The organism is Pantoea sp. X-Soil-MYKO-1289 (assembly GCF_059730625.1).
Genome location: NZ_AP036004.1, coordinates 3316174 through 3337541 on the forward strand (window position 1 = coordinate 3316174; position 21368 = coordinate 3337541).

Annotated in this window: 19 protein-coding genes and 1 riboswitch; of the genes, 10 read left to right on the forward strand and 9 right to left on the reverse strand. The window is 60.8% G+C overall.

Features of this window, described 5'->3' with window-relative positions:
* Nucleotides 1-10 precede the first annotated feature (10 nt).
* The 6 genes from ftsL to ilvI form a co-directional block, all read right to left on the reverse strand.
* Nucleotides 11-331 carry a cell division protein FtsL gene (gene ftsL, locus AC6I7Z_RS15835; RefSeq protein WP_033749477.1) on the reverse strand — a complete coding sequence of 107 codons (321 nt, stop codon included), beginning with the start codon at nucleotides 329-331 and terminating at the stop codon, nucleotides 11-13.
* The gene (gene rsmH, locus AC6I7Z_RS15840) at nucleotides 328-1269 is read right to left on the reverse strand and encodes a 16S rRNA (cytosine(1402)-N(4))-methyltransferase RsmH (RefSeq protein ID WP_497814909.1); all 942 of its coding nucleotides are present in this window, start codon (nucleotides 1267-1269) and stop codon (nucleotides 328-330) included. The genes ftsL and rsmH overlap by 4 nt, the downstream gene beginning before the upstream one ends.
* Before the next feature lie 2 nt (nucleotides 1270-1271).
* Nucleotides 1272-1730 (reverse strand): division/cell wall cluster transcriptional repressor MraZ, encoded by a 459-nt coding sequence (mraZ, locus tag AC6I7Z_RS15845; protein ID WP_033749475.1) that lies wholly within the window; start codon nucleotides 1728-1730, stop codon nucleotides 1272-1274.
* Nucleotides 1731-2217: 487 nt separating this feature from the next.
* Nucleotides 2218-3228: a catabolite repressor/activator gene (cra, locus tag AC6I7Z_RS15850; RefSeq protein ID WP_033749474.1), complete on the reverse strand. Its 1011-nt coding sequence runs from the start codon at nucleotides 3226-3228 to the stop codon at nucleotides 2218-2220.
* Nucleotides 3229-3416: 188 nt separating this feature from the next.
* The gene (ilvN, locus tag AC6I7Z_RS15855; RefSeq protein WP_033749472.1) at nucleotides 3417-3908 is read right to left on the reverse strand and encodes an acetolactate synthase small subunit; all 492 of its coding nucleotides are present in this window, start codon (nucleotides 3906-3908) and stop codon (nucleotides 3417-3419) included.
* Nucleotides 3909-3910: 2 nt separating this feature from the next.
* Entirely contained in the window at nucleotides 3911-5635 is a 1725-nt protein-coding gene (ilvI, locus tag AC6I7Z_RS15860; protein ID WP_033793478.1) for an acetolactate synthase 3 large subunit, read from the reverse strand.
* Between the two features lie 728 nt (nucleotides 5636-6363).
* Between ilvI and leuL the strand changes: the two genes are divergently transcribed.
* From leuL to leuD, 5 genes are all read left to right on the forward strand, one after another.
* Entirely contained in the window at nucleotides 6364-6447 is an 84-nt protein-coding gene (gene leuL / locus AC6I7Z_RS15865) for a leu operon leader peptide (protein WP_127908400.1), read from the forward strand.
* A 90-nt stretch (nucleotides 6448-6537) separates the two neighbouring features.
* The gene (gene leuA / locus AC6I7Z_RS15870; RefSeq protein WP_033749470.1) at nucleotides 6538-8094 is read left to right on the forward strand and encodes a 2-isopropylmalate synthase; all 1557 of its coding nucleotides are present in this window, start codon (nucleotides 6538-6540) and stop codon (nucleotides 8092-8094) included.
* A gap of 2 nt (nucleotides 8095-8096) precedes the next feature.
* Complete coding sequence (leuB, locus tag AC6I7Z_RS15875; protein WP_048785145.1) at nucleotides 8097-9188, forward strand: 3-isopropylmalate dehydrogenase; 1092 nt, start codon at nucleotides 8097-8099, stop codon at nucleotides 9186-9188.
* Nucleotides 9189-9192: 4 nt separating this feature from the next.
* On the forward strand, nucleotides 9193-10596 hold the full coding sequence (gene leuC / locus AC6I7Z_RS15880) for a 3-isopropylmalate dehydratase large subunit (protein ID WP_497814910.1): 1404 nt from the start codon (nucleotides 9193-9195) through the stop codon (nucleotides 10594-10596).
* A 2-nt stretch (nucleotides 10597-10598) separates the two neighbouring features.
* Nucleotides 10599-11204 (forward strand): 3-isopropylmalate dehydratase small subunit, encoded by a 606-nt coding sequence (gene leuD, locus AC6I7Z_RS15885; RefSeq protein ID WP_497814911.1) that lies wholly within the window; start codon nucleotides 10599-10601, stop codon nucleotides 11202-11204.
* Nucleotides 11205-11448: 244 nt separating this feature from the next.
* On the opposite strand, the gene AC6I7Z_RS15890 is transcribed toward leuD, so the two are convergent.
* A complete protein-coding gene (locus AC6I7Z_RS15890; protein WP_497814912.1) occupies nucleotides 11449-12627 on the reverse strand; it encodes an MFS transporter in 1179 nt (392 codons plus the stop codon).
* A complete protein-coding gene (locus AC6I7Z_RS15895) occupies nucleotides 12593-12859 on the reverse strand; it encodes a hypothetical protein (RefSeq protein ID WP_497814913.1) in 267 nt (88 codons plus the stop codon). Before AC6I7Z_RS15895 ends, AC6I7Z_RS15890 begins: the two co-directional genes overlap by 35 nt.
* A gap of 16 nt (nucleotides 12860-12875) precedes the next feature.
* Here AC6I7Z_RS15895 and sgrR point away from each other — a divergent pair, with 16 nt between their 5' ends.
* The 4 genes from sgrR (at nucleotide 12876) to thiQ (ending at nucleotide 17988) form a co-directional block, all read left to right on the forward strand.
* Nucleotides 12876-14537: an HTH-type transcriptional regulator SgrR gene (gene sgrR / locus AC6I7Z_RS15900; RefSeq protein WP_497814914.1), complete on the forward strand. Its 1662-nt coding sequence runs from the start codon at nucleotides 12876-12878 to the stop codon at nucleotides 14535-14537.
* 35 nt (nucleotides 14538-14572) lie between these two features.
* A riboswitch (TPP riboswitch) is annotated at nucleotides 14573-14665 on the forward strand.
* Nucleotides 14666-14709: 44 nt separating this feature from the next.
* Nucleotides 14710-15696, forward strand: a complete 987-nt coding sequence (thiB, locus tag AC6I7Z_RS15905) for a thiamine ABC transporter substrate binding subunit (RefSeq protein ID WP_497814915.1) — start codon at nucleotides 14710-14712, stop codon at nucleotides 15694-15696.
* Nucleotides 15672-17282: a thiamine/thiamine pyrophosphate ABC transporter permease ThiP gene (thiP, locus tag AC6I7Z_RS15910; RefSeq protein WP_497814916.1), complete on the forward strand. Its 1611-nt coding sequence runs from the start codon at nucleotides 15672-15674 to the stop codon at nucleotides 17280-17282. Before thiB ends, thiP begins: the two co-directional genes overlap by 25 nt.
* Entirely contained in the window at nucleotides 17266-17988 is a 723-nt protein-coding gene (thiQ, locus tag AC6I7Z_RS15915; protein ID WP_497814917.1) for a thiamine ABC transporter ATP-binding protein ThiQ, read from the forward strand. The genes thiP and thiQ overlap by 17 nt, the downstream gene beginning before the upstream one ends.
* Here thiQ and AC6I7Z_RS15920 read toward each other — a convergent pair.
* Nucleotides 17965-18729 carry a DedA family protein gene (locus AC6I7Z_RS15920; RefSeq protein ID WP_096072562.1) on the reverse strand — a complete coding sequence of 255 codons (765 nt, stop codon included), beginning with the start codon at nucleotides 18727-18729 and terminating at the stop codon, nucleotides 17965-17967. The genes thiQ and AC6I7Z_RS15920 overlap by 24 nt on opposite strands.
* Nucleotides 18730-18883: 154 nt before the next feature.
* On the opposite strand from AC6I7Z_RS15920, the gene polB reads away from it, so the two are divergent.
* The gene (polB, locus tag AC6I7Z_RS15925) at nucleotides 18884-21244 is read left to right on the forward strand and encodes a DNA polymerase II (protein WP_497814918.1); all 2361 of its coding nucleotides are present in this window, start codon (nucleotides 18884-18886) and stop codon (nucleotides 21242-21244) included.
* Nucleotides 21245-21368: the final 124 nt, after the last annotated feature.

Below are 21368 nucleotides of genomic sequence, written 5' to 3' on the forward strand. Positions count from 1 at the left end.
TAAGCGTTCCTTATTTCTGTACCACGATATTTTCCTGGGATGGGTCTACATGCTGTAGCTGCAGCTTCTCGGTGGCGATGCGCTCCACCCGGCTGTGATCGCCCAGCGCGTTCTCCTCAAGGATCAGGTTACGCCATTCAATGTCTAGCGCGTCGCGCTCTAACACCAGCTGTTCGCGCTGCGCGGTCAGCAGACGCGTTTTGTGCGTCGTCGTCACCACCATCACGGCCGACACCAGTACGGCGATCAGCAAAATCAGCGGGATTTTGCCGAACCGCAGCAGATCGCCGCCGATGACGCCGGGCAGGCTGTGACGTTCGTTGCCGATCATGCGTCGGTTCTCTCCGCGATGCGCAGAACCGAACTGCGCGCGCGCGGGTTGTCCGCGACTTCCGCATCGCCCGGCGTCATTTTGCCGAGCAGTTTCAAATGACGTCCGCCCAGCGCGTTAAGCTGCGACTCGGTCATCGGCAGACCGGCCGGCACCTGCGGGCCGCGGCTCTGGTCGCGCATAAAACGCTTCACCAGGCGATCTTCCAGCGAGTGGAAGCTGATAATGGAGAGGCGTCCTGCGGGCGCCAGCGCCGTTAACGCGCCTTTCAGCGCTTTTTCAATCTCTTCCAGCTCGCTGTTGATCCAGATACGGATCGCCTGAAAGCTGCGCGTTGCCGGATGCTTGAACTTATCTTTCACCGGCGTTGCCGCCGCGATGACGTCTGCCAGTTCTTTGGTGCGCGTCATCGGCTGTTCGCGGTTGCGCTCGACGATGGCGCGCGCGATGCGTTTCGCAAAACGCTCTTCGCCGTAGGTCTTCAGCACGAAGGCGATATCCGCCTCTTCCGCTTGCAGCAGCCATTCGGCGGCGGAATGCCCGCGCGTCGGGTCCATACGCATATCCAGCGGCCCGTCGCGCATAAAGGAGAAGCCGCGTTCCGCGTCGTCCAGCTGCGGCGACGAGACGCCCAGATCGAGCAGGATGCCGCTGATTTTGCCGCTTAAGCCCAGCTCTTCGACATAGTCGGCCAGCGCGGAAAAGGGGCCGTGCACGATCGAGAAGCGCGGATCGTCAATCTCGGCGGCGGCGGCGATAGCTTGCGGGTCGCGATCGATGGCGATAAGCCGTCCCTGCGGGCCCAGCTGCGACAGAATCAGACGTGAATGTCCGCCGCGACCGAAGGTGCCGTCGATGTAGATGCCGTCTTCCCTGATGTTAAGGCCGTTAACCGCCTCATCCAGCAGCACCGTGGTATGTTTAAAATTTTCCTGCATAGCTATAGCGACAAGTCCTGCAACCGCTCAGACAAAGGTTCCTGAGCCGACTGTTCTGCGTCAATGTCATCCTTGACTTGTTGATACCAGGTCTGTTCATCCCACAGTTCAAACTTGTTGAACTGACCGACCAGCATCACTTCTTTCGTCAGGTGCGCGTGTTGCCGAAGGGTATTCGCCAGCAGCAAACGGCCTGCGTTGTCCATCTGACACTCACTGGCATGTCCCAGCAGCAGACGCTGTACGCGTCGCTCAACGGGGTTCATGCTGGATAAGCGAGACAGCTTTTTTTCGATGATTTCCCATTCGGGCAGGGTATAAAGCAACAGGCATGGCTGATGAAGGTCGATGGTACAAACCATCTGCCCTTGAGATTCCCCGATCAGCGTGTCGCGATAGCGCGTTGGTACGGCCAGTCGCCCCTTGCTGTCGAGATTGACTAACGTTGCCCCACGGAACATGCCAGTCTTCCCCTCAGTTCCCCATTTTCACCACTTTACCCCACTTTTTACCACGCCACGAGTTTACGGAGGCGATGAAATCGTTGTCAAGCCGAAGCGCGGCGGGAATATAACTATTTACAAGGGGTGATTTCGCTGATTGAAAAGCGGCAAAGGGGGCAAAAGGTCAATTTTAAAAATTAACCTGATGAATAATGGAATAAAAACCTCATCGATTAAAAAAATGCTTAAAAATAAGCCTGACGACCTGCGCTAATATTCTTCACTATTTCTGAGACAGGGGCTGCATTTTAGGGGAGTTCCGAAAGCGGCGTTCCCCGCTTCAGGCGGGTCAGGTATGCGCGTTACCCCGAAGAAATGGACATTTAACAATCACATCGCTGTTAATTTGTTAGATGAGGTGTCGCAGCTTTACGCTTTTTTACCCTAAAAAATGACGAATATTAATGCGCGAAAATTTAAGGGCAGCGGTATTGCTGCCCGTCAGCTATTTAACTTTGCGGCTCAGCTGACCGCGACGAAATAAATTTCGTCGAATACGCGTTAATCCCGGTTTCGGTTTTCGCGGTTCATCAAGCGAAGCCAGAACTAACTCCAGCACGCGCTCCGCCACGTCGCGATGGCGTTGGCCCACAGCCAGCACCGGACACTCTAAAAAGTCCAGTAATTCGTGGTCGCCAAATGTGGCGATCGCGAGGTCGGTCGGCAGCCGTCCGTCACGTTTCAGCGTGACGTCCATGACGCCCTGCAGCAGACCAAACGACGTGGTGAAGAGCGCTTCCGGCATATCGTGATCGTCAAGGTACTTCTCAAACAGCGCCGCCGCCGCCGTGCGCTCAAAGCTGTTGCAGTAGATATAGTCGATGGGACGCGGATCCTCTTTCCAGGCGTCGCGGAAGCCCATTTCGCGCAGAAAGCTGACGGAAAGCTCGGGCAGCGCGCCGAGAAACAGTACGTTTTTCACCGGCAGCTGACGCAATTCAGCCGCCAGCGTAAAGGCGTCGTCCTGATCGGCGCCGACGACGCTGGTGAAGTGTTCACGATCCAGCGCGCGGTCCAGCGCGATAATCGGCAGCGGATCGTTGATCCAGCGCTGATAGAACGGATGCTCAGGCGGTAAAGAGGTCGAAACGATGATCGCATCGACCTGACGCTGCAGCAGATGTTCGATGCAGCGCATTTCATTGTCGGGCTGATCTTCCGAACAGGCGATCAGCAGCTGATAGCCGCGCTGACGCGCCTGACGTTCAAGATAGTTGGCGATGCGGGTATAGCTGGTGTTCTCCAGATCGGGGATCACCAGGCCGATCGAGCGCGTACGGCCGGCACGCAGGCCCGCCGCCACAGCGTTGGGGTGGTAGTTATGCTCACGCACCACCGCCATTACTTTCTCGACGGTTTTTTCGCTGACACGATACTGCCGCGCTTTGCCATTGATGACATAACTGGCCGTGGTGCGCGACACGCCTGCCAGGCGCGCGATTTCATCCAGTTTCACGATAACTCCATACTTCACGGCGAGCCGCGTTGCGGCAGATGTCCGCAACTAAGCTAAGGGTAACTCGTTTGTAACATCTAACAGCAGAACTTCGCGCTGAGCAACCGCTTTTCTTAGCGATTCCCGCATTGCGCATAAAATAAAAAAACCCGGCATTACGCCGGGTTAGAGACAGTCACCTTAAGCAATTACCGCATAATGCGATCGCCGCGCGACACGCCGACGATGCCGGAACGCGCGACTTCAACGATTTCCGCCACTTCGCGTACGGTATTCAGGAAGGCGTCGAGCTTGTCGCTGGTGCCCGCCAGCTGAACCGTGTACAGCGTCGGCGTCACGTCGATAATCTGACCGCGGAAGATCTCCGCGCTGCGTTTCACCTCTTCGCGGCCGTAACCGGTGGCCTGAAGTTTCACCAGCATGATTTCGCGTTCGACATAGGCGCCCTGCCCCAGCTCGCTGACGCGCAGCACGTCCACCAGCTTATGCAGCTGCTTTTCAATCTGCTCCAGCACCTTTTCGTCGCCGACGGTCTGGATGGTCATACGCGACAGCGTGGGATCGTCGGTGGGCGCGACGGTCAGGCTCTCGATGTTATAGCCGCGCTGGGAAAAGAGTCCCACCACGCGAGACAATGCGCCGGATTCGTTCTCCAGCAGAACCGATAAAATACGACGCATAATTATGTCCTCTCCGTTTTACTCAGCCACATCTCATCCATCGACCCGCCGCGGATCTGCATCGGGTAGACGTGCTCGCTGCCGTCGACGGTGACATCGACGAACACCAGCCGCCCTTTCGCCAGCGTATCCAGCGCCAGCTGCAGCTTCTCTTCCAGCTCGGAAGGATGCTGAATCGCGATGCCGACGTGACCGTACGCCTCAGCCAGGCGCACGAAGTCCGGCAGCGATTCCATATAAGATTGCGAATGGCGGCCGGAATAGATCATATCCTGCCACTGCTTCACCATACCGAGCACGCGGTTGTTGAGGCTCAGCACCAGCACCGGCAAATCGTACTGCAGCGCGGTGGAGAGCTCCTGAATATTCATCTGAATGCTGCCGTCGCCGGTCACGCAGATCACCGTCTCTTCCGGCAGCGCCATTTTCACGCCCAGCGCGGCCGGCAGCCCGAAGCCCATGGTGCCGAGCCCGCCGGAGTTGATCCAGCGGCGCGGTTTATCAAAGGGATAATAGAGCGCCGCGAACATCTGATGCTGGCCGACGTCCGACGTCACGTAGGCGTCGCCGTTGGTCAGGCGGAAGATCGTTTCGATCACTGCCTGCGGCTTGATCTTTTCACTGTTGCGATCGAACGCCAGGCATTTACGACTGCGCCAGCCCTCGATGCTCTGCCACCAGTCGCGCAGGCTATCGAGATCCTGCTTCGTCTCGCTCTGCGCCAGCAGATCGAGCATCTGCTGCAGCGTCTGCTTCGCATCGCCGACGATAGGAATATCCGCCGCCACGGTTTTCGAGATCGAGGTTGGATCGATATCGATATGCAGCACCGTCGCGTTCGGACAATATTTTGCCAGGTTATTGGTGGTGCGATCGTCAAAGCGCACGCCGACGGCGAAGATTAGATCGGCGTTATGCATCGTCATATTGGCTTCGTAGGTGCCGTGCATGCCGAGCATGCCCACCGATTGACGATGCGTGCCGGGGAAAGCGCCCAGCCCCATCAGCGAACTGGTGACGGGAATGTTCAGCTGCTCCGCAAGCTGCAACAGCTCCGCCTCGCACGCCGAGGTAATCGCGCCGCCGCCGACGTACATCACCGGCTTGCGCGCGGCGAGCAAGGTGTTGAGCGCGCGCTTAATCTGTCCTTTGTGTCCCTGAATCGTCGGGTTATAAGAGCGCATGCTCACCGATTCCGGGTAGACGTAAGGCAGTTTGTTGGCCGGATTCAAAATATCCTTCGGCAGATCGATCACCACCGGCCCCGGACGCCCGCTGGCCGCCAGCCAGAACGCTTTTTTCAGCACGGTCGGGATCTCTTCGGTGCTTTTCACCAGAAAGCTGTGCTTCACCACCGGACGGGAAATCCCCACCATGTCGCACTCCTGAAAGGCGTCGTAGCCAATCAGCGAGGAAGGCACCTGCCCCGACAGGATCACCAGCGGAATCGAATCCATATAGGCGGTGGCGATACCGGTAATCGCATTGGTGGCGCCGGGTCCCGACGTCACCAGCACCACGCCGACTTCGCCGGTCGCGCGCGCCAGCCCGTCCGCCATATGCACCGCGCCCTGCTCATGGCGCACCAGTACGTGATCGATTCCGCCGACGGTTTGCAGCGCATCGTAAATATCCAGCACCGCGCCGCCCGGATAACCGAACACCTGCTTTACGCCCTGATCGATTAACGAACGGACGACCATCTCGGCTCCTGACAACATCTCCATTTTCTGCCTCCAGGCTTGAGGAACTGAATCCACTGACGCTCGCTGTTCCTGCGCGCCACTGGCATCCTGCCCCATATTCGCCAGTTAAGATCAAAACCTTATGTTTATGCGCAGACGCCGGAACGCCTTTCCGACATCCAGATACAGAGAAATCTGCTTGGTTGATTGTTTTAAGAGTTGGTCGATTACCATAACCGTAGAAAACCTGGCAGGCAAACGTCAGACTCTGCGCTTATCGTTAAGCTGGCCGTAAAGCCTCTGCGCGATAAGTTAAGCGCGCGAGGAATTATCTAATTCACCGGAAGTTAGGCAGAAGAAAATGCTGAAGACGAAATCATTTTTAGCGGGTTATAAGAAATAATAAAAAATTAATTCCGCCTGCGTCAGCCCACAATTTTCCTGCGAAATTCATTTCTGGCGTTATTAACTCTGAAATAAAGGCGATGCACGACAATGTGCTGCCGCGCTGCGCTAAAACAGTTCTGTTGCAGCGGTGGAGCAAAACCTTAAAAAAAGCGTAAAATCAAAGTGATAGAATAAAATTATCGCAGCTCATCGCCTCTTCTGCGCGCCATTTTCCCGCACATTGTCTGTTCCACTGATCTGGCGCGGAAACGCAGAATTATTTCCTTAACGTCCGCCGAAAATACCCTTTTACTTATGGTTGACATCCCGTCCCGATTCCAGTACCAATATGTGCAGCACAAAATTTTACGAGGTTCGAATCCATGTTTCATTCATTCCGCCTACTCGGTCTACTACTTAACGCATTCAGTTTGCGCGGTAGACTCGTGGGCAGAATCAAACACTGATTCGAACCTGCTGAAAGTTAAAAACCCGCGCCCTGCGCGGGTTTTTTTATGCTCGTTGCACGGTGAAGTTAACGCATAAGGATGAATACGATGAGCCAGCAAGTCATTATTTTCGATACCACTCTGCGCGACGGTGAGCAGGCATTACAGGCCAGCCTGAGTGTGAAAGAAAAATTGCAGATCGCACTGGCGCTGGAGCGCATGGGCGTCGACGTGATGGAAGTCGGTTTCCCGGTCTCGTCACCGGGCGACTTTGAATCCGTACAGACCATCGCGCGCACCATTAAAAACAGCCGCGTCTGCGGGCTGGCGCGCTGCGTCGAGAAAGACATCGACGCCGCTTATGAAGCGCTGCGCGTGGCGGAGGCCTATCGTATCCACACCTTTATCGCCACCTCGCCGATGCATATCGCCACTAAACTGCGCAGCACCCTGCCTGAGGTGATCGAGCGCGCGGTGCATATGGTGAAACGCGCGCGCAACTATACCAGCGACGTAGAGTTCTCCTGTGAAGATGGCGGCCGCACGCCGATCGACGATCTGTGTCGCGTGGTAGAGGCGGCGATTAACGCCGGCGCCACCACCATCAACATTCCAGACACCGTGGGCTACACCCTGCCGGGCGAATACGCCAGCATCATCAGCCAGCTGATCAATCGCGTGCCCAATATCGACAAAGCGATTCTGTCGGTGCACACCCATGACGATTTAGGCATGGCGACCGGCAACGCGCTGGCTGCCGTCCAGGCAGGCGCGCGCCAGGTGGAAGGCACGCTGAACGGTCTGGGCGAGCGCGCCGGCAACTGCGCGCTGGAAGAGGTCATCATGGCGATCAAAACCCGCCAGCAGATCCTGAACGTGCATACCAACATCCAGCATCAGGAAATCTACCGCACCAGCCAGATGGTCAGCCAGATCTGCAATATGCCGATCCCGGCGAACAAAGCGGTGGTCGGCTCTAACGCCTTCGCCCACTCCTCCGGCATCCATCAGGACGGCGTGCTGAAAAACCGCGAGAACTACGAAATCCTGACGCCGGAGTCGATCGGCCTGCACAAAATCCAGCTGAACCTGACCTCGCGCTCTGGCCGCGCCGCGGTGAAACACCGCATGGAAGAGATGGGCTACAAAGAGAGCGACTACAGCCTGGACGCGCTGTATGACGCCTTCCTGAAGCTGGCCGACAAGAAAGGCCAGGTGTTCGATTACGATCTGGAAGCGCTGGCCTTTATCAATAAACAGCATGAAGAGCCGGAATATTTCCAGCTGAACGAATTCAACGTGCAGACCGGTTCCAGCGTCACGGCGACCGCGTCGGTGCAGCTGGGCTGCGGCGAAGAGACCAAAGCGGACGCCGCCACCGGCAACGGCCCGGTCGACGCGGTTTACCAGGCCATCAACCGCATTACCGGCTTCGAAGCCGAGCTGGTGAACTACAAGTTAACGGCGAAAGGTCACGGTGAGAACGCGCTGGGCCAGGTGGATATCGTGGTCAACTATAACGGCCGTAAATTCCACGGCGTGGGTCTGGCGACCGATATCGTCGAATCCTCCGCGAAAGCGATGGTGAACGCGCTGAACAATATCTGGCGCGCCAAAGAAGTCGAAAAAGAATTGCAGCGCAAATTTCAGAAGGAAACGGTGTAACTATGTCTACCTCTTCTCATATCGCAGTATTGCCCGGCGACGGCATCGGCCCGGAAGTCATGGCGCAGGCCCTGAAGGTGCTGGACGCCATTCGTCACCGCTTTGATATGCGTATTACCACCAGCGAGTATGATGTTGGCGGCATCGCCATCGACCGCCACGGCGAACCGCTGCCGCCGGCGACCGTCGCAGGCTGTGAGCAGGCCGACGCGATCCTGTTCGGCTCGGTCGGCGGCCCGAAATGGGAGCATCTGCCGCCCGCCGCGCAGCCGGAACGCGGCGCGCTGCTGCCGCTGCGCAAGCATTTCAGATTGTTCAGCAACCTGCGTCCCGCCGCGCTCTATCAGGGGCTGGAAGCTTTTTGTCCGCTGCGCGCCGATATCGCCGCAAAAGGTTTCGATATTCTGTGCGTGCGCGAGCTGACCGGCGGTATCTACTTCGGCCAGCCGAAGGGGCGTGAAGGCAGCGGCCCGCATGAGCGCGCCTTCGACACCGAGGTTTATCACCGTTTCGAGATTGAACGCATCGCCCGCATCGCCTTTGAATCGGCGCGCAAGCGTCGCAATAAAGTCACCTCGATCGATAAAGCCAACGTGCTGCAAACCTCGGTAATGTGGCGCGAAATCGTTAATGAAGTGGCGCAGGATTATCCCGACGTGCAGCTGAGCCACATGTATATCGATAACGCCACTATGCAGCTGATTAAAGACCCGTCGCAGTTCGACGTGCTGCTCTGCTCCAATCTGTTCGGCGACATTCTCTCTGACGAATGCGCGATGATCACCGGCTCGATGGGCATGCTGCCGTCAGCCAGCCTGAATGAAGAGAGTTTTGGTCTGTATGAGCCGGCGGGCGGCTCCGCGCCGGATATCGCCGGACAGAATATCGCCAACCCGGTGGCGCAGATCCTGTCGCTGTCGCTGCTGCTGCGCTACAGCCTGAATGCGGATGCCGCCGCCGACAGCATCGAGCGCGCCGTCAGCCGCGCGCTGGAAGAAGGCTACCGCACCCGAGATTTGGCCGGTGACGGCCCCGCCGTCACCACGGATGAGATGGGCAGCGTGATTGCCCGCTTTATCGCCGAGGAAAAATAAAATAATGAAAACTTTATACCAGAAGTTGTTTGATGCACATGTCGTTCACGAAGCGCCTGACGAGACGCCGCTGCTCTATATCGATCGTCACCTGATCCATGAGGTGACGTCGCCGCAGGCCTTCGACGGTCTGCGCGCCCACGGCCGCAAAGTGCGCCAGCCGTCGAAGACGTTCGCCACCATGGACCATAACGTTTCGACCCAGACTAAGGATATCAACGCCTCCGGCGAGATGGCGCGCATCCAGATGCAGGAGCTGATGAAGAACTGCGCCGAGTTCGGCGTGCAGCTCTACGATTTGAATCACCCGTTCCAGGGCATCGTGCACGTTATCGGGCCGGAGCAAGGCATGACGCTGCCAGGCATGACCATCGTCTGCGGCGATTCACACACCGCCACGCACGGCGCGTTCGGTTCGCTGGCGTTCGGCATCGGCACCTCGGAAGTGGAGCATGTTTTCGCGACTCAGACGCTGAAGCAGGGCCGCGCGAAGACCATGAAAATTGAAGTGCTGGGCGACGCTGCGCCGGGCATCACCGCGAAAGATATCGTGCTGGCGATCATCGGCAAAACCGGCAGCGCGGGCGGCACCGGCCACGTGGTCGAGTTCTGCGGTCCGGCTATCGAAGCCCTGAGCATGGAAGGTCGCATGACGCTGTGCAATATGGCGATCGAGATGGGCGCCAAGGCGGGCCTGGTCGCGCCGGACGATACCACTTTCAACTACCTGAAAGGCCGTCAGTTCGCGCCGCAGGGCGAGAAGTGGGAGCAGGCGGTAGAATACTGGCGCACCCTGAAGTCGGACGAAGGCGCGCGTTACGACGCCGTCGTGACCCTGAACGCCGCCGATATCGCGCCGCAGGTGACCTGGGGCACCAACCCGGGCCAGGTGATCGCCGTAGACGAGCTGATCCCTAACCCGGCCTCCTTTGCCGATCCGGTCGAACGCGCCTCAGCCGAGAAGGCTCTGGCCTACATGGATCTGCAGCCGGGCATTCGCCTGACTGACGTGTCGATTGATAAGGTGTTTATCGGCTCCTGCACCAATTCGCGTATCGAGGATCTGCGCGCGGCTGCGGCCATCGCCAAAGGGCGCAAAGTGGCGCCGGGCGTGGTGGCGATGGTAGTGCCGGGTTCCGGTCCGGTGAAAGCGCAGGCGGAAGCGGAAGGCCTGGACAAAATTTTCCTCGAGGCCGGTTTCGAATGGCGCCTGCCGGGCTGCTCGATGTGTCTGGCGATGAACAATGACCGCCTGAATCCAGGCGAGCGCTGCGCCTCGACCAGCAACCGTAACTTTGAAGGTCGTCAGGGCCGCGGCGGACGTACTCACCTGGTCAGCCCGGCGATGGCGGCCGCAGCGGCTGTTTCCGGCCACTTTGCCGATATCCGTGAACTGACAGGAGCATAATCATGGCGAATAAATTTACTCAGCATACCGGCATCGTCGCCCCGCTGGACGCGGCGAACGTCGACACCGACGCCATTATTCCCAAGCAGTTTCTGCAGAAGGTGACGCGCACCGGCTTTGGCGCGCACCTGTTTCACGACTGGCGTTTCGATGATGACGCCGGCACCGTGCCAACCCCCGGCTTTGTGCTGAACAAGCCTGAGTTTCAGGGCACCAGCATTCTGCTGGCGCGCGAAAACTTCGGCTGCGGCTCCTCGCGCGAGCATGCGCCCTGGGCGCTGACCGATTTCGGTTTTCACGTGGTGATTGCGCCGAGCTTTGCCGACATTTTCTACGGCAACAGCTTTAACAATCAGCTGCTGCCGGTGCGCCTCAGCGACGAGCAGGTAGACGAGATGTTTAAGCTGGTGGCGGCGCAGCCGGGCATCCGCTTTACCGTCGATCTGGAAGCGCAGACGGTGACGGCGGGCGACAAGGTCTATTCGTTCGAGATCGATAGTTTCCGCCGTCACTGCATGCTGAACGGCCTCGACAGCATCGGCCTGACGCTGCAGCACGAAGCGGCGATTACCGACTACGAACAGCGCCAGCCTGCGTTTCTGAATTAAGGCATCGCTGTTTGCAGGTCAGGAGCTAACGCGAGTGGCAGGGTCCGATCGCAAAGTCGCTAAACGCATCCCTGCTCGCTCGGCCCGCACCATCCATGGTGCGGGACGCTTTGCTCTTCTGCCCATGCCACCCTCGTTTTGACTCTGGTGCTGTCTGGTAGTGATCCAGCTTTAGAAATCGGCCCATGCCACCCTCGTTAGCACCTGCCCTGTTTAAGGGCGACCACCGCATCGCCCTTCTCTTTTATACGTTCTTCACGCGCGCCGACATAGCGAACGCCGCGACGGCCAGCCCCAGCGCCAGCCAGTACACCGCAATATGCCCGAAGCGCTCGCTCAGCGTCCCCTGAATCACGCCTGCCAGAATCATTCCGGTCGAAATAGAATTGGTGAACATCGTGGTCGCCGCGCCCGGCCGGCCCGGCATCAGATCCTGAAACCACAGCATGCCGATGCCAGCGATAATGCCGACAAACACCGCGTTAAACAGCTGTAGCGCCATCAGCGCCGTCTGCGAAGCGAACATCGCCAGTCCGGCGTAAAACAGAATGCCCGCCGCCACCGCGATCAGCATCAAATTGCGCTTGCCGACGCGCTTTGCGTAGTGCCCGGCCAGCAGCATTACCGGGATCTCCAGCCCGGCCGCCGTCCCCATCAGCAAACCCGCCAGCTTCTCCGGCAGGCCGAGCGTGACGCTGATATAGAGCGGCATATCGATGATATACATGGTATTGCAGGTCCACATCGTTACCGAGGCGATAAACAGCAGGCGCACGTCGCGGTCGCGCCAGCCGCTCAGCGGCATGCCGCCGCTCCTCATCAGCGGCTCGGCGCGCGGCACCGACGGCAAGGTGAACTTGATCAGCAGCATACAAACCAGAAACAGCGCGGCCGCCACCAGAAAAAGCGTCACAAAGCCGAAGTTAAGCGCCAGCGCGAACGACAGCGGCGGGCCGATTACCCAGGCGAGCGAAAGCTGCGCGCGCATTACCGAGCTGAACATCACCGCTTCGCGCGCCGACTGGTCGGCATACTCGCGCGCCAGCGCGAAAATCTGCGGCATCGACACGCTGGCCAGCGCCGAGAGCAGCACGCCAAGGGTAATCAGCGTCAGGTAGTGGCGGGTAAAGGCGAACAGCAGCGCGTTGCAAAACGCCATCGCGCAGCAAAAGAGGATCAGCGTACGGCGATCGCCGCGGCTGTCGGAGCGCTTCGCCACCAGCATGCTGACCACGATGCCCGCGACAGCGTTGACGGTAAAAAAGAGCCCGACCCACAGGGGACGCGCCTGCACCTCGCGCGTCAGAAACAGACTCAGCGTCGGCGCCTGCAGCGCGCCGGCGACGCCGATCATAAAAGAGGCGGCCATAAAGGCGAGAAAGACCGGATTAATACGGCGCTTCCGGGTTAACAGCGACTTCATAGCGACATCCCTTTACGGTGGCGAGCAGGAAAACAAGAGAACGGATTCTAGCGCAACAGAAAAAAGCCAGCAGGAAAAATCTCTGCTGGCGGTGTAATTGCACCCTACTCAGAAAGGATCCCGCCGCAGCGGAATCATGGTCGAGCGCCATCCAGTGCTGAATGCCTCCCGCTCTTCCAATAGCGCTAAGTTTGCCCTTAATATGAGGCAGGAAAAACTGAGCGCTTTTCACAGGGAGTTCCTCTTTTATGTCCTCATCACGCCTTAAGCAGCAGTTCATCCGCCTGTGGCAAAGCTGCCAGGGCGAAAGCCAGCTGGTCACGCTTAGCGAGCTGGCCGAACGGCTGCACTGCTCGCGTCGCCATATGCGCAACCTGCTGAATGCGATGCAGGAGGCGGGCTGGCTCACCTGGCAGGCCGAGGCGGGACGCGGCAAGCGCTCGCAGCTCAGCTTCTGCTACACCGGGCTGGCGCTGCAGCAGCAGCGCGCCGAGGATCTGCTGGCGCAGGATCGCATCGATCAGCTGGTGCAGCTGGTCGGCGACAAGGCGGAGGTGCGCCAGATGATCCGCGCCCATCTCGGCCGTAGCTTTCGCCAGGGCAAACATATTCTGCGCGTGCTCTACTATCGCCCGCTGCTTAATTTGCTGCCCGGCTCGCCGCTGCGCCGCTCCGAAACCCATCTGGCGCGGCAAATTTTTAACGGCCTGACGCGCATAAATGAGGAAAACGGGGAAGTCGAGGCGGATATCGCCCATCACTGGCAGGCGATATCGCCGCTGCACTGGCGTTTTTACCTGCGTCCGGCGATCCGCTTTCATCACGGCCGCGAACTGGAGATGGCGGACGTAACCTCGAGCCTGGAACGCCTGCGCCCGCTGCCGCTCTTCTCTCATATCCGGCGCATCGATTCGCCCGCGCCCTGGACGCTGGATCTCCATCTCAGCGAACCGGACGACTGGCTGCCGTGGCTGCTCGGCAGCGTCAGCGCCATGATTCTGCCGCGCGAATGGCCGCAGATGCGCGACTTCGCGCGCCATCCCGTCGGCACCGGCCCCTATCGCGTGGTGCGCAACCAGCAGAGTCAGCTGAAGATCGAGGCGTTTGACGACTATTTCGGCTTTCGCGCGCTGATCGACGACGTCTCGATCTGGGTGCTGCCGGAGATCAGCGACGAGCTGGTCTACTCCGGCGTGCGCCTCCAGGGCGCCGCCGAGGATGAAAAGTCGGAAGAGAGCCGCCTTGAAGAGGGCTGCTATTTTCTCCTGTTCGATCAGCGCTCTGCCCTGGGACGCGACGCCGACGTCCGGCGCTGGCTCTGCCATTTGCTGAACCCCATCGCGCTGCTCAACCATGCCGAGGCCGGCTATCAGCGCTACTGGTATCCCGCTTACGGCCTGCTGCCGCGCTGGCATCACCGGCGCGATTTGACGCCGGCGACCAGGCCGCCCGGTCTGGAGAGCCTGACGCTGACCTGGTACAGCCAGCACGTCGAGCATGAGGGCATCGCCAACGCGCTGCGCCCGCTGCTGGCTGCGCACAACGTGCGGCTGATTACCCGCGCGGTCGACTATGAAACCTGGCATCAGGGCGAGGCGGAAAGCGACGTCTGGCTCGGCAGCGTCAACTTCACTCTGCCGCTGGAGTATGCGCTGTTTGCCCAGCTCTACGAGATCCCGCTGCTGCATCACTGTCTGCCGCTCGACTGGGAAGCCGACGCCGCGCGCTGGCGGCGCAAAGCGCTGCCGCTCGCCGAATGGAGCAAGCGGCTGCTCGACGCGGACGGTGTGCATCCGCTGTTTCATCACTGGCTGCTGCTGGAGGGCCAGCGCAGCATGCGCGGCGTGCGGCTCAATACGCTTGGCTGGTTCGACTTTAAATCCGCCTGGTTCGCGCCGCCGACGCTGTGACGCTTTCCCCCTGGCGGCGAAATGTCTAGAATGAGCCGTTCTCAACGGGGTGCCTGCGAAAGGCTGAGAAAAACCCGTCGAACCTGATTCGGTTAATACCGACGTAGGGATTTGAGAGGCTGCTACGCTCAGATCCTTTGCGACTCATAACAACTCTCCCCAGGAGCGCAAAGTGGTTAAACAGATTCTCCCTCTGCTGATGTTGCTGTCCGTGCCGGCGCTGGCGGCAAAACCTGCCCTGACCGTCTACACCTACGACTCCTTCTCCGCCGAATGGGGCCCCGGCCCGGCGGTGAAAAAAGCCTTTGAAGCGCAGTGCGGCTGCGAGCTGCGCTATGTGGCGCTGGAAGATGGCGTCTCGCTGCTGAACCGCGTGCGCATGGAAGGCAAGAACAGCAAGGCCGACGTGGTGCTCGGCCTCGACAATAATCTGCTGCAGGCGGCGCAGCAGACCGGCCTGTTCGCCAAAAGCGCGGTCGATCTCCATAACCTGACGCTGCCGGGCGGCTGGCAGGATCAAACCTTCGTGCCCTTCGACTACGGCTACTTCGCCTTCGTCTACGATAAAACGCGCCTTAAAAACCCGCCCACCAGCCTGAAAGAGCTGGTGGAAAGCCCGGAGAAATGGCGCGTAATCTATGAAGATCCGCGCACCAGCACGCCGGGTCTGGGCCTGCTGCTCTGGATGCAGAAAGTCTACGGCGACAGCGCGCCGCAGGCCTGGCAGAAGCTGGCGCAGAAAACCGTTACCGTCACTAAGGGCTGGAGCGAAGCTTACGGCCTGTTCCTGAAAGGCGAAGGCGATCTGGTGCTGAGCTATACCACTTCGCCCGCCTATCACCTGATCGAAGAGAAAAAAGAGAACTACGCCGCCGCGCCGTTTGCCGAAGGCCACTATTTGCAGGTCGAAGTCGCGGCGCAGCTCGCCGGCAGCAAGCAGCCGAAGCTGGCGCAGCAGTTTATGCAGTTTATGCTGACGCCCGCCTTCCAGAACGCCATTCCGACCGGCAACTGGATGTATCCGGTCATTAAAAGCGAGCTGCCGGCGGGTTTCCAGACGCTGAGCGTGCCGCAAACCGCGCTGCAGTATAGTCCGCAGCAAGTGGCGCAGCAGCGCGCAGAGTGGATTAACGCATGGCAACGCGCCGTCAGCCGCTAATCCCGCTGTGGATGGCGCCGGGCAGCGCCGCCGCGCTGCTGCTGTGCGGCGTGGCGCTGCTGGCGTTCGGCGCGCTCTGGGCCAGCGCGCCGGCGGGCGACTGGCGCGGGCTGCTGCATGACAGCTATCTGCGCCACGTGGTGCGCTTCTCATTCACCCAGGCGCTGCTCTCCGCCCTGCTGTCGCTGCTGCCCGCGATACCGCTGGCGCGCGCCCTCTACCGCAGGCGTTTTCCCGGCCGTCAGCTGCTGCTGCGCCTTTGCGCCATGACGCTGGTGCTGCCGGTGCTGGTGGCGGTCTTCGGCCTGCTGACGGTCTATGGCCGCGTCGGCTGGCTGGCGCAGCTCTGTCAGCTGTTCGGCATCGACTACCGCTTCTCGCCCTATGGGCTGCAGGGCATTCTGCTGGCGCACTGCTTTTTCAACCTGCCGCTGGCGACGCGCCTGATGCTGCAGACGCTGGAGAATATTCCTGGCGAACAGCGTCAGCTCGCCGCCCAGCTCGGGCTGCGCGGCTGGCACTTTTTCCGCCTGCTGGAGTGGCCCTGGCTGCGCCGACAGCTGCTGCCGACCGGCGCGCTGATTTTTATGCTCTGCTTCGCCAGCTTCGCGACCGTGCTCTCGCTGGGCGGCGGCCCACAGGCCACCACCATCGAGCTGGCCATCTTTCAGGCGCTGAGCTACGACTACGATCCCGGCCGCGCCGCGCTGCTGGCGCTGATCCAGCTTGCCTTCTGCCTGACGCTGGTGCTGCTGAGCCAGCGCTTCAGCAAGGCGATTCCGGCAGGCAGCGCGCAGCTGCGCAGCTGGCGCGATCCGCACGATTCGCGGCGCGCGCGCATCGGCGACGGCCTGCTTATCGCGCTGGCGCTGCTGCTGCTGCTGCCGCCGCTGCTGGCGGTGATCGTTGACGGGCTGCGCGGCGTCTCGGGCGGCGCGCTGGCCCAGCCGGCGCTGTGGCAGGCGACGCTGACCTCGCTGCGTATCGCCCTAGGCGCGGGCGCGCTCTGCGTCACGCTTACCCTGATGCTGCTGTGGAGCAGCCGCGAGCTGCGCCTGCGTCAGCGCCTGCTGCCTGCGCAGGTGATGGAGACCAGCGGCATGCTGATTCTGGCGATGCCGGGCATCGTGCTGGCGACCGGCTTCTTTTTACTCTTCAACGCCACCACCGGCCTGCCCGACTCGCCCGACGGACTGGTGATCTTCGCCAACGCGCTGCTCGCCATTCCCTATGCGCTGAAGGTGCTGGAAAACCCGATGCGCGACAGCGCAGAGCGCTATTCGCACCTGTGCGCGTCGCTGGGGATCGCGGGCTGGAACCGACTGCGGCTCATTGAGCTGCGCGCGCTGAAGCGCCCGCTGGCGCAGGCGCTGGCCTTCGCCTGCGTGCTCTCTGTCGGCGACTTCGGCGTGGTGGCGCTGTTCGGCAGCGCCGACTTCCGTACGCTGCCCTTTTATCTTTATCAGCAGACCGGCGCCTATCGCGGCGCGGACGGCGCGGTTACCGCTCTGCTGCTGTTAGCGATCTGCCTGCTGCTGTTTACCCTGATGGAAAAATTACCTGGCCGCCATGCTGACACTGACTAATCTGACCTACCTCTACCAGCATCTGCCGATGCGTTTCAGCTTCAACGCCGAACGCGGCGAGCGGCTGGCGGTGCTCGGCCCCAGCGGCGCGGGCAAAAGTACGCTGCTCAGCCTGATCGCCGGCTTTCTGCCGGTAAGTCAGGGCGCGCTGCGCATCGACGGCGCGGATCACGCCCATAGCGTGCCGTCGCAGCGTCCGGTGTCGATGCTGTTTCAGGAGAACAATCTGTTCCCGCACCTCAGCGTGCAGCAGAACATGGCGCTGGGTCTGCACCCGGGCCTGAAGCTGAACGCCGCGCAGCGGCGTCAGCTGGAGGAGATTGCCGATCAGGTGGGGTTAAGCGATCTGCTGACGCGCCTGCCGGGCCAGCTCTCCGGCGGCCAGCGCCAGCGCGCGGCGCTGGCGCGCTGTCTGCTGCGCGACCGGCCGGTGCTGCTGCTGGACGAGCCCTTCTCGGCGCTCGATCCGGCGCTGCGCAACGAGATGCTGCAGCTGGTGCGGCGCGTCTGCGAGGCGCGCGCGATTACCCTGTTGATGGTGTCGCACAGTCTGGAGGATGCGCAGCAGATTGCGCCGCGCAGCCTGGTGATCGTCGATGGCCGCGTCTACTGGGACGGCGCGACCGAGACGCTGCTGTCGGGCAGCACGCGCGAGGCCGACGTGCTCGGCGTCGCCCGCGCGTCAGGCAAAGAACACCTGCCATAACAGCTGGCGGAACAGCGGCATCATCGGATGGAACTGGATCGCCGCGAAGGCGGCGACCGCGATAACGATGCCCAGCGGCGCCAGCCAGCGCAGGCGCGCAGGCGGCAGATATGCCGTCGCCCAGTCGCGGCTTTTGCCGCTGCGCCACCAGCGCCAGCCGAGCCAGCAGCCCAGCCAGACCAGCAGCGCCACCAGCAGTAGCAGCCATTTAAACGCGCCGCTCTGCGCGTCCTTCGGCACGTCGATCGCCACGCCCGCCAGAATGCCCGGCAGCAGATAGAGCGGCGGCCACAGCACGCAGCCAATCAGGTTCGGCGGCAGAAACTTGCGCACCGGCAGCTCGAGCATGCCGGCCGCCAGCGGGATCAGCGGACGCGTCGGCCCGACGAACCGTCCGACCAGAATGGTAAACATGCTGTGCTGATGCAGCGCGTGCTCGGTTTTATCCAGCAGCCCTTTGTATTTCTGCAAATATTTCCAGCGGTGCAGCGGTCCCTGAAACTTCCAGCCGATGCCGTATGAGATCCAGTCGCCCAGCAGACACCCCACAAAGCCCGCCGCCCAGGCGGGATAAAGCCCAATCTGTCCGCTGCCGACCAGCGCGCCCAGGCTCGCCATCATCACGGTGCCCGGCAGCAGCAGGCCGACAAAGGCCAGCGATTCAAGAAAGGTCACCAGCGCAACGGCGATCAGCGCGTACTCCAGCGACTGCGTAAACAGATGTTGAATCCAGGCTTCCATAACCTTCCTTACTCACACTTTGGATGCTGGATTGTCCAGAGGCGGCGCGACAGCGTCAAGGTAAGAATTGTAGGGCGATATTGACAAAAGCGCGCCGCGCGCACTGGATAAATAACCATGTTATACTCTGGCTGTTTTTTCGTCTGGAGCCGATGTGAATACGCCCCGCGCAGGATTCCTGCTTACCCGCCACTGGCGCGACACCGCCCAGGGCATCGAAATCGTTTTCTGGCTGGCGACGGACAGCGGCCCGCAGCGTCTGGCGCTGCCGGCGCAGGAGTCAGTAGCCTTTATTCCGTGCGACTATCAGCCGCAGGTGGAAGCGCTGCTGCGCGACGAGCGTCAGGTGCGCCTGCAGCCGCTGGCGCTGAAGGATTTCCGCCGCCGCCCGGTCTTCGGCCTTTACTGCCGCCAGCATCGCCAGCTGCAGCGGCTGGAAAAGCTGCTGCGCGAACAGGGTATTCCTGTGTTTGAAGCGGATATCCGCCCGCCAGAGCGCTTCCTGATGGAGCGCTTTATCACCGCGCCGGTATGGTTCAGCGGCGAGCCGCAGGGCGACACGCTGGTCAACGCCCGCCTGAAGCCCCATCCCGACTATCGTCCGCCGCTGAAGTGGGTGTCGCTGGATATCGAAACCACCCAGCACGGCGAGCTTTACTGCATCGGCCTGGAGGGCTGCGGTCAGCGGCAGGTCTTTATGCTGGGGCCGCCCAACGGCGACGCCAGCGCGCTCGACTTCGAGCTGATCTATGTCGACACCCGCCCGCAGCTGCTGGAAGCGCTCAATGCCTGGTTCGCCGAGCACGATCCCGACGTGCTGATCGGCTGGAACGTGGTGCAGTTCGACCTGCGCGTGCTGCAAAAACACGCCGATCGCTACGCCATTCCGCTGCGTCTCGGGCGTGAGAGTACGCCGCTGGAGTGGCGCGAGCACGGCTTCAAGCCCGGCGTCTTTTCCGCCAGCGCGGCTGGCCGCCTGATTATCGACGGCATCGAAGCGCTGAAATCCGCCTTCTGGACCTTTCCCTCCTTTAGCCTGGAGGCGGTGTCGCAAACCCTGCTGGGCGAAGGCAAAGCGATCGATAATCCCTGGCACCGCATGGAAGAGATCAACTGGCGCTTCGCCAACGATAAGCCGGCGCTGGCGCGTTACAACCTTAAAGACTGCGAGCTGGTGACGCGCATTTTCCATAAAACCGCGATTATGCCGTTTCTGCTGGAGCGCGCCTCGGTCAACGGCCTGGCGGCGGATCGCCATGGCGGATCGGTGGCCGCCTTCAGCCATCTCTATATTCCGCGCATGCACCGCGCAGGCTTCGTCGCGCCCAATCTCGGCGAGATCGCGCCGGAAGCGAGCCCCGGCGGCTACGTGATGGATTCCCGCCCCGGCCTCTACGATTCGGTGCTGGTGCTCGATTACAAAAGCCTTTATCCGTCGATTATCCGCACCTTCCTGATCGATCCGGTTGGGCTGGTCGAAGGTCTGGCCCATCCTGATGACGCCGATTCGGTGCCCGGCTTCCGCGAAGCGCGCTTTTCGCGCCATACCCACTGCCTGCCCGCCATGGTCGAGCAGATCTGGCAGGGGCGCGAGGCGGCGAAAAAACAGGGCAATCAGCCGCTGTCGCAGGCGCTGAAAATCATTATGAACGCCTTTTACGGCGTGCTCGGCACCAGCGCCTGCCGCTTCTTCGATCCGCGGCTCGCCTCGTCGATTACGCTGCGCGGCCACGCCATTATGCAGCAGACGCGCGAGCAGATTGAGGCGCAGGGCTTTGATGTTATTTACGGCGATACCGATTCGACTTTCGTCTGGCTGAAGTCGCCCCACAGCGAAGCGGAAGCGGCCGCCATCGGCCGCAGGCTGGCGCAGCAGATCAACGCATGGTGGCGCGAACACCTGCAGCAGCAGTACGGCCTCGACAGCGCGCTGGAGCTGGAGTATGAAAACCACTTCAGCCGCTTTCTGATGCCGACCATTCGCGGCGCCGAACAGGGCAGCAAAAAGCGTTACGCCGGGCTGATCCGCGACGGCGCAAACGAGCGGCTGGTGTTCAAGGGACTGGAGTCGGTGCGCACCGACTGGACGCCGCTGGCGCAGCAGTTTCAGCAGGCGCTCTACGGCCATATTTTTCGCGGCGAGCCCTGGCAGGATTACGTGCGCGATACCGTGGCGCGGCTGCTGGCGGGCGAGCTGGACGACCTGCTGGTGTATAAAAAACGGCTGCGCCGCCCGCTGGCCGACTATGAACGCAACGTGCCGCCGCACGTGCGCGCCGCGCGGCTGGCGGATGAGCAGAACCGCAGGCTGAACCGTCCTTTGCAGTACCAAAACGGCGGCTCGATCCGCTACGTGATGGCCACCGCAGGCCCTGAGCCGCTGGAGGCGCGCGTCACGCCGCTGGATTACGATCACTACGTCAGCAAGCAGTTGCAGCCGGTGGCCGACGGCATTTTGCCTTTCGTCGACGGCGACTTTGCTACACTCATTACTGGGCAGCTGGGGCTTTTTTGACAGGTGACGAACGGCCTGCCTTCCAGTACCATAGCGCCCTTCCTGCATCTCACCGCTCTTAAAACCTGACCAGACCTCCCTTTGTCTGGGGAAAAGGTATTGCCTGTAGCGGGGAAACATCACC